Source organism: Mucilaginibacter sp. L3T2-6 (assembly GCF_030519355.1).
GTDB lineage: Bacteria > Bacteroidota > Bacteroidia > Sphingobacteriales > Sphingobacteriaceae > Mucilaginibacter.
This window is the reverse complement of sequence record NZ_JAUMKC010000003.1, coordinates 261,428-273,804: the sequence shown is the minus strand read 5'-3', so window position 1 is coordinate 273,804 and position 12,377 is coordinate 261,428. Positions and strand designations below refer to the sequence as shown.

The window sequence follows — 12,377 nt, the reverse complement described above, 5'->3', positions numbered from 1 at the left end:
AATCATTCGAATCAATAAAACCAAGAATAAAAAAACAAAATAGTTATGTTACACGATCCGAAACGCGTTTATGTTTTTGATACCACGCTTCGCGATGGCGAACAGGTACCTGGCTGCCAGTTAAGCACGTCAGAAAAAATTGAAATAGCCCGCGAACTGGAAGCGCTGGGCGTGGACATTATCGAGGCCGGTTTCCCGGTTTCCAGTCCCGGAGATTTCCAGAGCGTGGTTGAAATATCAAAGGCGGTTCGTAATCCCACGGTTTGTGCGCTTACACGCGCCAATAAGGGCGATATCGATGCAGCGGTTGAGTCGCTAAAGTATGCCAGGCACCCGCGTATCCATACGGGTATAGGCTCGTCGGATATGCACATCAAGCATAAGTTCAACAGCACCCGTGAAGAGATACTGGAGCGGGCTGTTGAAGCGGTGAAGTATGCCAAAAAATCTGTTGAGGATATAGAGTTTTATGCCGAGGATGCCGGCCGTGCCGATATCCATTATTTGGCGCAGATGGTGGAAGCGGTCATTGCGGCAGGTGCAACCGTCGTCAACATTCCTGACACCAACGGTTACTGCCTGCCGAACCAGTATGGCGACAAGATAAAATTCCTTAAGGAGAGCGTAAAGAATATAGATAACGCCATTATATCCGTACACTGCCATAACGACCTTGGCCTGGCCACAGCAAACTCCATTGCGGGCTTACAGGCAGGCGCCCGCCAGATTGAAGGTACCATCAACGGTATTGGCGAACGGGCCGGCAATACCTCGATAGAAGAAGTGGTGATGATCCTTAAAACCCACCAGCAGCAGATCGACCTTTTTACCAATATCAACACAAAAAATATTTACGAGATCAGCCGCATGGTTAGCACCCAGATGCGCATGCCGGTACAGCCCAATAAGGCTATTGTAGGCGGCAATGCCTTTGCCCATAGCTCAGGCATTCACCAGGATGGCTTCCTGAAAAACCGCGAAAATTACGAGATCATTAAGCCGGAGGACGTTGGTTTCCCAAGCGCGAGCATCGTATTAACGGCCCGCAGCGGAAGGCATGCATTAAAATTCCATTTGGAGCGTTTAGGCATTAAGCCGGATAAGGCAGAACTGGATGAAGCCTATAAAAACTTTTTAACCCTGGCCGACAGTAAACTGAACATAACCGACGCGGATCTTTTATCGCTGGTGGATAGTGATAAATTTGTATCGTAAAACCTCACCCTGCTCTCTGCAAAGGCGAGGGTTATGAAAGGAATTAGTAAAGTAGTGCTGCTCAAGTCCTATCCTTTGTGAGAGGATTTAAGTGAGGCGAGAAAGAAAAGAGAATAATAAACACTAAAATAAAATGAGCAAAACATTGTTTGATAAGGTTTGGGACAGGCATGTGATCCGCAAAATTGAGGGCGGACCGGATGTGCTCTTCATCGACCGTCACCTTATCCACGAGGTAACAAGCCCGGTAGCTTTTTTGGGGCTGAAAAGCAGGGGCATAAAAGTTTTATACCCGGAGCGTACATTCGCTACCGCCGACCATAATACGCCAACCATTAATCAGCACCTGCCGGTGGCCGACCCGCTTTCGGCCAACCAGCTGAATGCGCTCGAGGCTAACTCGAAAGAGTACGGCATCAGCTATTGGGGCTTAGGTCATCAAAAAAATGGTATTGTACACGTTGTAGGCCCGGAATACGGTATTACCCAACCGGGCGCGACTATCGTTTGCGGCGACTCGCACACCTCAACCCATGGTGCATTTGGCGCTATTGCGTTCGGTATCGGTACTTCGGAAGTGGAGATGGTTTTGGCCACACAATGTATCATGCAGCCAAAGCCTAAAAAAATGCGCATCAACGTTACCGGGAAACTGGGCAAGGGCGTTACACCAAAGGATGTGGCATTGTTTATAATATCGCAGTTAACCACATCGGGCGCTACCGGCTATTTTGTGGAGTACGCAGGTGAGGTTTTCGAGAATATGACCATGGAGGGCCGCATGACCGTTTGTAACCTGAGTATAGAGATGGGTGCACGCGGTGGGATGATTGCTCCTGATGAAACGACCATTAATTATGTAAAAGGCCGTGAATTCAGCCCGAAGGGTGAAGCATGGGACAAAGCGCTGGCTTACTATCAAACATTAAAAACCGACGCAGATGCCGTGTTTGATAAAGAATTTACTTTCGACGGCTCGAAGATAGAACCGATGATAACATACGGCACAAACCCCGGCATGGGCTTAGGCATTTCGAATGAGATACCCGATGCCTCGCATGTTGAGGGCGGTGTTGCTACGTACGAGAAATCGCTGGGCTACATGGGCTTCCATGAAGGTGAGTCGATGATAGGTAAAAAGGTTGACTATGTTTTTGTGGGTAGCTGTACCAATGGCCGCATTGAGGACTTCAGGGCATTTACGTCGTTGGTTAAAGGAAAACGTAAAGCCGAGGACGTTACCGTTTGGCTGGTTCCCGGCTCGCACATTGTTGAACAGCAGATAAAAGACGAAGGTTTATTGGATATCTTAACCGAAGCAGGTTTCTCTTTGCGTCAGCCGGGCTGTTCCGCATGTTTAGCCATGAATGATGATAAAGTTCCGGCAGGTAAATATGCGGTAAGTACCTCGAACAGGAATTTTGAGGGCAGGCAGGGTCCCGGCGCACGCACCATGCTGGCCAGTCCGCTGGTAGCCGCTGCAGCCGCAGTAACCGGCAAGATCACAGACCCAAGAACTTTAATTGAAGAATTGGTTTAAGTGTTAGTGATTAGTTAATCAGAGATTAGAAAAAAGTACCGACGCGACAAAGAAATCACCATAATCAAAAATTGGTGAAATCATTCTCAAACCGGTGAAATCAAAAAACAATGGCTTACGATAAATTCACAATACTCAGGAGCAGCGCGGTTCCGCTCCCGATAGAAAATATAGACACCGACCAGATTATACCGGCGCGCTTTCTGAAAGCTACCGAGCGTGTTGGCTTTGGCGACAACCTGTTTCGTGACTGGCGCTACAATGCCGACAATACGCCCAAAAAAGATTTTGCGCTGAATAACCCGATTTACAGCGGCAAAATATTGGTTGGCGGTAAAAACTTCGGCTCCGGCTCATCGCGCGAGCATGCTGCCTGGGCAATTTACGACTATGGCTTCCGCTGTGTGATCTCCAGCTTCTTTGCCGATATTTTTAAAAACAACTGCTTAAACATCGGCGTGCTGCCCGTGCAGGTCAGCGCGGAATTTGCTGAAAAGATATTCGCCGCAATTCATGCCAATCCGAATACAGAAATTGAAGTTAACCTGCCGGAGCAGACAGTTACACTGTTATCAACAGGCGAAAAGGAATCGTTCGATATCAGCCATTACAAAAAGGACAACCTGATGAATGGCTTTGATGACATTGACTATCTGCTGAGCATGAAGAAGGAGATCGGCGAATTCGCTGAGCAATTGCCTCTTTAAAATAGAATCCGGAAACAAGGGTCAGAAATCGGGAAAGCTGTGCGCTTTCCGGGTTCCCGGCTCTCTCTCACCACCGTAATGAAACGAAGGAATATAGAAATAATGGATACTACGTTACGCGACGGCGAACAAACGTCGGGCGTATCGTTTTCTGCGTCGGAAAAATTGACCATCGCTCAGCTATTGCTGGAAGAGCTCAATATCGACCGGGTTGAAATTGCTTCGGCCCGCGTTTCAGAAGGTGAATTTGCCGCCGTAAAAGGTATTATGGAGTGGGCGAACGAGAATAATTATACCGACCGCATTGAGGTATTATCGTTTGTGGATGATGGTGTTTCTATCGATTGGATGGTAAATTCAGGCGTAAAGGTTCAGAACCTGCTGACTAAAGGCTCGCTAAACCATCTCACTCATCAGCTAAAAAAAACACCGGAGCAGCACTTTTCAGAAATAACAAAGGTTATCCAATTGGCGCAAAGCCACGGCATAGCAACCAACGTATACCTGGAGGATTGGAGCAACGGCATGCGCAACTCGCGCGAATACGTTTACCAATATTTAGATTTTATTACCAAACAACCGGTTAAAAGGATACTATTACCGGATACACTTGGTGTGTTAACTCCGGTAGAAACATTCCTGTTCCTCACGGATCTTATTAACAAATATCCTGGCGTTCATTTCGATTTTCATGCCCATAATGATTATGATCTGGGCACAGCCAATGTGCTGGAGGCCGTAAAGGCCGGCGTAAATGGCCTGCATCTTACCGTAAACGGCATGGGCGAACGCGCAGGTAATGCAGCCATGGCCAGCGCTGTGGCAGTGATCAATGATTTTGCGCCCGATTTACATATCGGCATTAAAGAATCTGCCATTTATTCGGTGAGCAAACTGGTGGAGACTTTCTCCGGCATCCGAATACCGTCTAACAAGCCCATAGTTGGCGAAAACGTGTTTACCCAAACTGCGGGCATACATGCCGATGGTGATAACAAGAATAACCTCTATTTTAACGACTTATTGCCCGAGCGTTTTGGCCGAAAGCGTGAATATGCTTTAGGTAAAACATCGGGAAAGGCCAATATCGAGAAAAACCTACAGGAGCTTGGCCTGAAGCTGAATGATGCCGACCTTAAAAAAGTAACGCAGCGCGTTATTGAGCTTGGCGACCGTAAAGAGACCGTAACCAAAGAGGACCTCCCTTACATTATCTCCGATGTGTTAGACAGCAACCTGTATGCTGAAAAGGTAATAGTTGAATCATACGTATTGATGCACGCTATGGGCCTGCGCCCGTCGGCAACCATACTGGTAAGCATCGATGGCGAGAAATTTGAAGAAAACGCCCAGGGCGATGGTCAGTTCGACGCATTTATGAAGGCGCTGACAAAGGTTTATAAGCGCAAACAGCGCACGCTGCCCCAACTGATAGACTATGCCGTCCGTATCGCCCCTGGCAGCAGTTCAGATGCACTTTGCGAAACCATCATTACCTGGAAAACCGGCGAAAAAAAATTCATTACCCGCGGCCTCGACTCCGATCAAACCGTGTGTGCCATTAAGGCTACGCAGAAGATGCTGAATATTATCTAACAAAGTATCTTATAAAGAGCCAGGAATCAAGAGGCAGTACCGGAACTATTCGCCATCTGCTTAAAGTAGTTCAGTTCCACTAAAATCGCAATCATCATGCCCGATTTAAAATTAGATTTCATCGCTGCGTCGCAACGCTTAAAGTCTGTCGTAAAACATACTCCGCTGGAATACCATGCCGGTTTATCAAAAGTTTACGACTGCGAAATGTACCTGAAACGTGAGGACTTGCAGGTTGTTCGCTCTTATAAATTACGCGGGGCTTATAACATGATCAGCCAGTTAAATGCGGAAGAATTGAGCCGTGGGGTGGTTTGCGCCAGCGCCGGCAACCATGCCCAGGGTGTGGCATTCAGCTGCAATAAGCTGGGTATAAAGGGCGTAATCTTCATGCCGGAGATAACTCCTAAGCAAAAAGTAAAGCAAACTGAAATGTTCGGCAACGGGCATATTGAGATTGTTTTAACAGGTGATACCTTTGACGATTGCCTTGTTGATGCGCTAAAATATACACAGGCTAACCGAATGACTTTTGTCCCGCCTTTTGATAATTATAGCATCATTGAGGGCCAGGGAACCGTTGGCGTTGAAATATTGGAAGACCTACCGGGCGTTGAGGCCATTGTTATGCCGATAGGCGGAGGGGGGCTGGCAGCAGGTACCGGCAGCTACTTAAAACAACAGAAGCCGGAAATATTATTGATAGGCGTTGAGCCGGAAGGAGCGCCCAGCATGTTAAAAGCTTTTGAGCACGGCGGGCCGGTAAGTCTGACCGGTATAGATCGTTTTGTAGATGGCGCTGCTGTAAAAACTGTAGGCAAGCTAACCTATGAGCTATGCCGCCAAGTTTTGGACGAAATGCTGACAGTTCCTGAAGGTAAAGTTTGTACTACGATACTTAAACTATACAACGAAGATGCCATAGTCGTTGAGCCGGCGGGCGCTTTATCGGTTGCAGCACTTGACGCATGCAGGGACAAGATCAGGGGTAAAAAGACGGTTTGCGTAATAAGCGGGGGCAACAATGATATTGAACGCATGCAGGAAATAAAAGAAAAGTCGCTGCTATACGAAGGGCTTAAGCACTATTTCATCGTAAAATTCCCGCAACGGCCCGGCGCATTAAAATTATTTGTAAATAACGTACTTGGCCCCGGCGACGACATCACCCGGTTTGAGTTCATCAAGAAGACATCTAAAGAAAACGGTCCGGCGCTGGTAGGTATCGAACTATCATCTGCAGCCGATTATCCGGCGCTACTGGCGCGAATGCAGGAGAATCGTTTTGAGGTTATTGAGCTGAACAGGGACCGGACTTTGTTTGAATATTTGGTTTAAGATGCGCGATTCCGATATGGGAATACGTGGATGAACAGAATTCGCTCGCGGCGCCTGCATATCAGCTCATTTTCAAATTATCAAATCAAAACCACTCGCAAATCTGCACACTCGTGTATTACAAATACTTCGTCCACCACCCCGAAACAAAGGGCCTCACTTCTTCAGGTTTTCCCGGCTCCGGCACAAACAGATCGATATGTTTTTGTTCAGCATACGTTAGCAGCCGTTCAATGGGCTCGTACCATGCGTGTGGCGCAAGATTAAACGTACCCCAATGGATTGGCATCATTAAGCTGCCTTTAAGTGCAAGATGAGCGTTCGACGCCTTATCGGGGCCCATATGAATATCCGGCCAGTATTTGCCGTATGCGCCTATTTCGAGCATGGTTAAATCAAAGGGGCCAAAGGTATCGCCAATCTCCGGGAATCCGGGAAACCATCCGGAATCTGCCCCGAAAAATACGTTATGCTTCGGACCTTTTATAACAAATGACGCCCACAGTGTTTCATTACGCCCGACAATACCCCGGCCGCTGAAATGACGCGACGGGGTCGCAGTGACGTTAATGTCATGGCCTATCATCACGCTGTCGCCCCAATCTAATTCACTTATAAAGTTTGGCTCGATCCCCCAATTTTCAAGGTGCCGGCATACACCCAGCGGACTTATAAAAGGAATATGTCTGCCCGCAAAAAATTTTATGGTTTCTTTATCGAGATGGTCGTAATGGTCGTGAGAAATAATAACGGCGTCAAGCGGTGGTAAATCCTCCAGGCTAAATGGCGGCGGATAAAACCGTTTAGGACCAAAATACGGCGTGAATGATGCCCTGTCACTCCATACCGGGTCGGTAAGGATGCGTTTACCATCAATTTCAATCAGCAGGCTCGAGTGGCCAATCAGCGTCACCCTTAAGCCGGTTTCGGACGGTGCCTGAAATGACGAAACATCGGTGGTAAACGGCCCTAATTGCTGTTTCGGAGTATTTTCGGCTTTGTTATAGTAGTATTCCTTAAAAATCGGGATAAATTTACTAAACCCGGCTTCATCAGTAGGCACGGGGCTTAAAAATTTTCTCCCTTTCTTACGCGCTCCGGATAAGCTCATAAACGGGTGTAAAATAGTGCGCCCTAATATAGCAAGGACAAGTTACTAAAAAGCTAATGCACCGAATTGTTACATTCAGCTGTCTGTTAACAATCAAAAAGGCTTTAAGTTTAACCGGCTTATTTTTTTAAAAAGTAAATCGTTTGGTCACAGAATTCAAGCAGATGCGGCGGCAGCTCATTTCCTGCGTAGGGATGCGTCGCCCCAAATACATGGTCTGCGCGTTTTATGATAGAAAATTCTGCATGGGGCTGAGCTTTGTGTAATTCCTTAGCATGCTCAACAGGAACGGTCGGATCATCGCTGCCATGTACTATCAGCCAGGGTTGTTTTATCTTGGCCGCATGCGCTTGTATATCCAACCGGGCGGGGTTCCGGTCCAGATCGTCTAACAGGCCAACCTTTAAGGGCATTTGCTGCCCGGTGCGCTTATTTTCCATATAAGTGATACCGGTAAGCCGCCATTGTTTCTCGATTTCCTTCGGCCATAAATTGCGGAAACCGGATATAGAAGCCATAGTAACAAGCTTTTTAACGCGTTCGTCTTCGGCAGCTTTTATAATGCAGATACCTCCGCCCAGGCTGTGGCCGACAAGGCATACATTCTTAGCCGCAGGGATGCCTGCACCTCCGCAGGCAAAATCGATGACGGCTTTCATATCTTCCAGTTCTGTGGTAAATGTATTATCGGCAAATGCGATAAGGTCGGCAAAATCAACGGGGTTGTCGGCAGTTGTGCCATTATGCGAGAAATTGAACTTCAGGAAACGAAAACCTCGCTCCGCAAAATAATTAGCCATCAGGTTGTGCGCTCCCCAATCCTTAAAGCCTTTAAAACCATGTACAAAAATTACCAGCGGCGCATTGTTATTTGAGGTACGGTAGGTTAAATCCATCAGCATCCCGCGCCCTTTAGCACCGGGAATGTTGAAGCTTTGTTTTTTTATCATGGTTAAAAAGTAGGGACAATATGCTGGTGAGGATTGCTTTTAATACCTGGCTTTGTGAAACTTCACAGCGGGTAAAATTCCGACTAATATAATATTATCTTTAATATATGAGCTTCATATTGTCATCAGCTTGATATAAAAAGCTAAAGTTGCGACAAGACTACCAACAGCTATCCGGGCGAATATTTACTATAGTGTGCCCTGCCAAAATTTTTGTGTATTTCTACTGATAAGGCGCAAATTATCCGGGCAGACAAGAGCAGGATTTAACGTTAGCCACACTTTAGCTTATTAATAATCTGCAAGTAGGTATGCAGCAATAAATTCGCATCGCTGCCCACAACAATCCTATCCGCACCCTTCTTTATTTCTTCAACGGCCGCTTGTGGGTCTGACGTGAATGTGCCAAAGATTTTACCATATTTTTTGCATAGGTCCCGAACTGCTTCAACCGCATTGATAAACAATGGCGAATCAAACTTTCCGGGTATGCCTAAAGATACCGACAGATCAAACGGCCCGATAAATGTGCCGGCTACATACGGATTTACTAAAATGCGTTCAGCCAGTTCAACTCCCTTTGCGCTCTCAATCTGGGGGAAAAGCAGCGGATTAAAGCTTTCGATATACTCCTTAAACTTTAAACCATAATTATTGGCTGGCACAAGGCCAATACTGCGTTTTCCATTTGGAGGATAGTATGCACACTCAATTAGTATTTCCACCTCCTCCGTACATTCAACCCTAGGAGCAATAATACCATCGCAGCCAAGATCAAGCGCATGACGGATGCTAGTTTCACTTATTTCTGTTATCCGTATCAACACCTGGCAGTTGGTTTGCCTTGCCCCTACCAGGGATAAAATTGTGGCATCACTGATGTTGCTATGTTCAAGATCGACAAACATAAAATCAAGCCCCATCGTAAAAAGCAGGCCTGTTACCTGCCGAATGTCCAGCGATATGAGTGTGCCTATTTTAGCTCTTTTGTTGTTCATAAATGTTTTAAACCTAATCTACACATTTTTTAAACCTTTGTTCAAATCATCAAATCTCCAGGAAAAATATCTGAACAAGATCACGTTCAATTATCCGTACACTTGCACATCCGCACATCCACGCCTATCTTTGAGTATGCCGTTTACATTTTCGCATCCTGCCGCCGTTTTGCCTTTTGCGAAGGTGTTTAAACGCAATTTATCGTTTACCGGGCTGGCGATTGGCAGTATGACGCCTGATTTTGAATACTTTATACGGATGCGCGATTTAAGTATTTATAGCCATACCTGGCAGGGGTTGGTTTGGTTTGACATTCCGCTCGGTTTCGTACTCGTAATTATGTACGAGTTTTTTGTAAAAGATAAACTTATAGCCCGTATGCCTGCCGCTGCAAACCGCCGCTTATATGTTTTCAGGGGTTACCGGAGCCATTATACGACGGGTTATCTTCTTGCCATATTGATCTCGATAGCACTTGGCGCCGCCACGCACATCGTGTGGGATGGCCTGACACATCCGCAGGGCATATTTATTCATCGCTTCCCCTGGTTAATGCGAATAGTTGGCATTCATGGCTATCATTTTTACGTATTTACCATATTACAATATGGCAGTACCTTACTAGGCGCCCTGATTATTTGGATTAGTTATTTAACGCTGCCCAAGGGAGAACTCACTCAAGCCAAAAGCATTGCCGGGTACTGGCTGCAAATTTTACTGGTTACCGCAGTAGTTTTGGCGGTAAGTTTTGCCTTTGGGCTTAACTATCATCACTATGCGGATGTTATCGTTTCATTTATCACCGGGGCACTGATAGGATTACTAGTCGCGTCGTTTCTGGCAGACTGATCCCTGTGAAAAACGGTATAACAAAAAATTGATAAATGCAAAGCGGCCTTGAATAGCCGTTACCAGCCGCTTCTGTTTTTCTGCACCAACAAGCCCCGAAATAACCGGAACGGCTTTCTTAGCAGATCATTAATTAACGGTTTCACTTCGCCGTCAGGCCCTGCGAATAATACCCAGCAAGAAAGCAATAACGGCTATTACCAGCAGAATATGGATAAGGCCGCCCAGTGCGTGAAAAAATAAGCCTATTGCCCAGCCAATAACCAGTATCACAGCGATGATGTATAAAATGCCCCTCATAAGTTTAAGCTTTAAGTTTAATAGTGAACCGGGAAGTGCAAAAGATGTTTTAACAAATAGCGGTATAAATGCTGCTGCAGCTTGCGAACTTTCATTGTCAAACTGAAATATTGCAAACCGCAGTCTTAAATAATTATACCTTACTTGCGCTTCTCCAGCCATTCATGGTACTTTGTTTCCAGGAACTGCGCGCCGTCCTTTTGGTATTCAGGGGTTGAAACGGTAAAGTGGTCGCCGGGATAATATTTAAAAATGAAAGCCGAATTAAGTTTTTTCATTTCGTCGCCTAACAACATTACCGCATAATTCAGTAAAAAATTATCCTGGTTGCCCACGGTTACCCGCACTTTGCCATCCAGGTTACCTTTAATTTTATCCCAATTGGTGCGCAGGTATAGTGAAATGTCATAATTCTTCCAATGATCAAATACCGCTGGATTAACAACCCCGGTTTTAACATCGATTATGCGCATGGGCTCACCGTTCGCCGCCCTTTCACTGAAAACGGCATCGATGGAATGCATTTGTTCGCCGCGGTAAACTACATTTTCCAATGCATAAGTATCGCGCATACTGAACCATGGGAACACGCCGTCGACAGTGCCGACCTGGTTCAATGTACTGTCTTTGCCGTAAAACATATTTTGGCCTTCGTACAAATTAACCTTCAGAAAACTGCGAAAATCAACCGGGTCTGGTGAGCTTGACCAGCAGGCGTCGAACACGTTTGGATAATGCGTTTGCAGCCATAGCACCGTCCAGCCGCCGCTGCTATGTCCGTTAAGCAACCTCGCTCCATTACAGCGATAAGTTCTTTCCAGCTGCGGAATAAATTCAGTGGTGAGCGCGTCGCCCCATGGGCCGTTGTTATCGCTGTTGGCATAAACGCTATGCCCTAAGCGGCAATTACCATCAAGATTAACAACGATTACGGCAGTAGTATCCATTGGCGCAGCCGGGTTATTATTGCCAGAGTAACGGTGATAATCGCCGCCATAACCCGAAACAGTGAAACGAACCGGGAATTTCCGCTGCGGCTCTGTAAAATATTGCCGGGGTAAAACTACGGCAGCGTCTAAAGTTATTGGCCGGTGGCTGAAATTAGTAAGTAATGCCGAGGGTACCTTAAGCTCTTTAACGTATTGTGTTTCTTTAAAAACAGGCTCCGGATTAACTTTAGTTGCTGCCAGCTTAAAAATCTTATTGAAATCTTTGGTAAAGGCAACCTTTTGGCTTACGCTGTAAAGGTTGCCGGCGCCGCGGCCTATCGACCGGCTGCCCAGATCGCGGTCCCAAACTGCCTGTACATAGTAGCTGGTGCGTTCAAGATCCGAAAGCGGACGGGGATAGGAGACCGCATTATCATCGATAATCACTGCAGCGCCCGGCTTTATGTTTTTTACGTTTACCCGGAAACAAGGGAACATATCCAAACCGACCGTGCCATTTTTGGGCTCTTTGTTTTCTTTTGACAGATAGAGCAGGATATTGCCGCTGAACGGCTGTTTCAATAAACTATCCGGAAAGCTTACACTGAATTTTTGAGCAGATACGTTGGCAGCAAAATAAAATACTGCAAATAATGCGATGACAAATTGTTTCATGGGTCTTGGTAATGAATCAAATATATGGTTTTGTCGCGACCTGGCAATTAACCCGGCGCATTTCAAAAACTTGTCGATTATTTTGATTTGGAACGGAGTACCTCATGCCACTTTTTACGTTCCCGGATGGTTCCAACGTGCTTTCATTTATTTACTTTAAGGCGATAA

11 protein-coding genes are annotated in these 12,377 nt (G+C 46.2%); 6 read left to right on the top strand and 5 right to left on the bottom strand.

Translation table 11 applies throughout. The features are described 5' to 3' along the window. Positions 1-45 precede the first annotated feature (45 nt). The 5 genes from Q3W13_RS05570 (at position 46) to ilvA (ending at position 6,396) form a co-directional block, all read left to right on the top strand. Entirely contained in the window at positions 46-1,215 is a 1,170-nt protein-coding gene (locus tag Q3W13_RS05570) for a 2-isopropylmalate synthase (RefSeq protein ID WP_302861984.1), read from the top strand. A 133-nt stretch (positions 1,216-1,348) separates the two neighbouring features. After that, positions 1,349-2,755, top strand: coding sequence for a 3-isopropylmalate dehydratase large subunit (gene leuC, locus Q3W13_RS05565; RefSeq protein WP_302861983.1), 1,407 nt, complete (start codon positions 1,349-1,351; stop codon positions 2,753-2,755). A gap of 110 nt (positions 2,756-2,865) precedes the next feature. Further along, the gene (gene leuD / locus Q3W13_RS05560; protein ID WP_302861982.1) at positions 2,866-3,462 is read left to right on the top strand and encodes a 3-isopropylmalate dehydratase small subunit; all 597 of its coding nucleotides are present in this window, start codon (positions 2,866-2,868) and stop codon (positions 3,460-3,462) included. Between the two features lie 78 nt (positions 3,463-3,540). After that, positions 3,541-5,058: an alpha-isopropylmalate synthase regulatory domain-containing protein gene (locus tag Q3W13_RS05555; protein WP_302861981.1), complete on the top strand. Its 1,518-nt coding sequence runs from the start codon at positions 3,541-3,543 to the stop codon at positions 5,056-5,058. 96 nt (positions 5,059-5,154) lie between these two features. Continuing rightward, complete coding sequence (ilvA, locus tag Q3W13_RS05550; RefSeq protein WP_302861980.1) at positions 5,155-6,396, top strand: threonine ammonia-lyase IlvA; 1,242 nt, start codon at positions 5,155-5,157, stop codon at positions 6,394-6,396. 118 nt (positions 6,397-6,514) lie between these two features. Here ilvA and Q3W13_RS05545 read toward each other — a convergent pair whose 3' ends face one another. From Q3W13_RS05545 to Q3W13_RS05535, 3 genes are all read right to left on the bottom strand, one after another. Further along, positions 6,515-7,507, bottom strand: coding sequence for an MBL fold metallo-hydrolase (locus Q3W13_RS05545; RefSeq protein WP_302861979.1), 993 nt, complete (start codon positions 7,505-7,507; stop codon positions 6,515-6,517). A gap of 119 nt (positions 7,508-7,626) precedes the next feature. Further along, positions 7,627-8,457 (bottom strand): S9 family peptidase, encoded by an 831-nt coding sequence (locus tag Q3W13_RS05540; protein ID WP_302861978.1) that lies wholly within the window; start codon positions 8,455-8,457, stop codon positions 7,627-7,629. Between the two features lie 272 nt (positions 8,458-8,729). After that, the gene (locus tag Q3W13_RS05535) at positions 8,730-9,455 is read right to left on the bottom strand and encodes an HpcH/HpaI aldolase/citrate lyase family protein (RefSeq protein ID WP_302861977.1); all 726 of its coding nucleotides are present in this window, start codon (positions 9,453-9,455) and stop codon (positions 8,730-8,732) included. Positions 9,456-9,591: 136 nt separating this feature from the next. Between Q3W13_RS05535 and Q3W13_RS05530 the strand changes: the two genes are divergently transcribed. After that, a complete protein-coding gene (locus Q3W13_RS05530; RefSeq protein WP_302861976.1) occupies positions 9,592-10,305 on the top strand; it encodes a DUF4184 family protein in 714 nt (237 codons plus the stop codon). 153 nt (positions 10,306-10,458) lie between these two features. On the opposite strand, the gene Q3W13_RS05525 is transcribed toward Q3W13_RS05530, so the two are convergent. Beyond that, complete coding sequence (locus tag Q3W13_RS05525; protein ID WP_302861975.1) at positions 10,459-10,605, bottom strand: lmo0937 family membrane protein; 147 nt, start codon at positions 10,603-10,605, stop codon at positions 10,459-10,461. 140 nt (positions 10,606-10,745) lie between these two features. After that, positions 10,746-12,209, bottom strand: coding sequence for an alpha/beta hydrolase-fold protein (locus tag Q3W13_RS05520; RefSeq protein ID WP_302861974.1), 1,464 nt, complete (start codon positions 12,207-12,209; stop codon positions 10,746-10,748). Positions 12,210-12,377 lie beyond the last annotated feature (168 nt).

What these genes read in the sequence shown, in the direction of transcription:
- ilvA (WP_302861980.1), top strand. Translation starts at nt 5,155, where the DNA reads ATGCCCGATTTAAAATTAGATTTCATCGCTGCGTCGCAACGCTTAAAG.
- leuC (WP_302861983.1), top strand. Translation starts at nt 1,349, where the DNA reads ATGAGCAAAACATTGTTTGATAAGGTTTGGGACAGGCATGTGATCCGC.
- Q3W13_RS05555 (WP_302861981.1), top strand. Translation starts at nt 3,541, where the DNA reads ATGAAACGAAGGAATATAGAAATAATGGATACTACGTTACGCGACGGC.
- Q3W13_RS05525 (WP_302861975.1), bottom strand. Translation starts at nt 10,605, where the DNA reads ATGAGGGGCATTTTATACATCATCGCTGTGATACTGGTTATTGGCTGG.
- Q3W13_RS05530 (WP_302861976.1), top strand. Translation starts at nt 9,592, where the DNA reads ATGCCGTTTACATTTTCGCATCCTGCCGCCGTTTTGCCTTTTGCGAAG.
- Q3W13_RS05535 (WP_302861977.1), bottom strand. Translation starts at nt 9,455, where the DNA reads ATGAACAACAAAAGAGCTAAAATAGGCACACTCATATCGCTGGACATT.
- Q3W13_RS05540 (WP_302861978.1), bottom strand. Translation starts at nt 8,457, where the DNA reads ATGATAAAAAAACAAAGCTTCAACATTCCCGGTGCTAAAGGGCGCGGG.
- leuD (WP_302861982.1), top strand. Translation starts at nt 2,866, where the DNA reads ATGGCTTACGATAAATTCACAATACTCAGGAGCAGCGCGGTTCCGCTC.
- Q3W13_RS05570 (WP_302861984.1), top strand. Translation starts at nt 46, where the DNA reads ATGTTACACGATCCGAAACGCGTTTATGTTTTTGATACCACGCTTCGC.
- Q3W13_RS05520 (WP_302861974.1), bottom strand. Translation starts at nt 12,209, where the DNA reads ATGAAACAATTTGTCATCGCATTATTTGCAGTATTTTATTTTGCTGCC.
- Q3W13_RS05545 (WP_302861979.1), bottom strand. Translation starts at nt 7,507, where the DNA reads ATGAGCTTATCCGGAGCGCGTAAGAAAGGGAGAAAATTTTTAAGCCCC.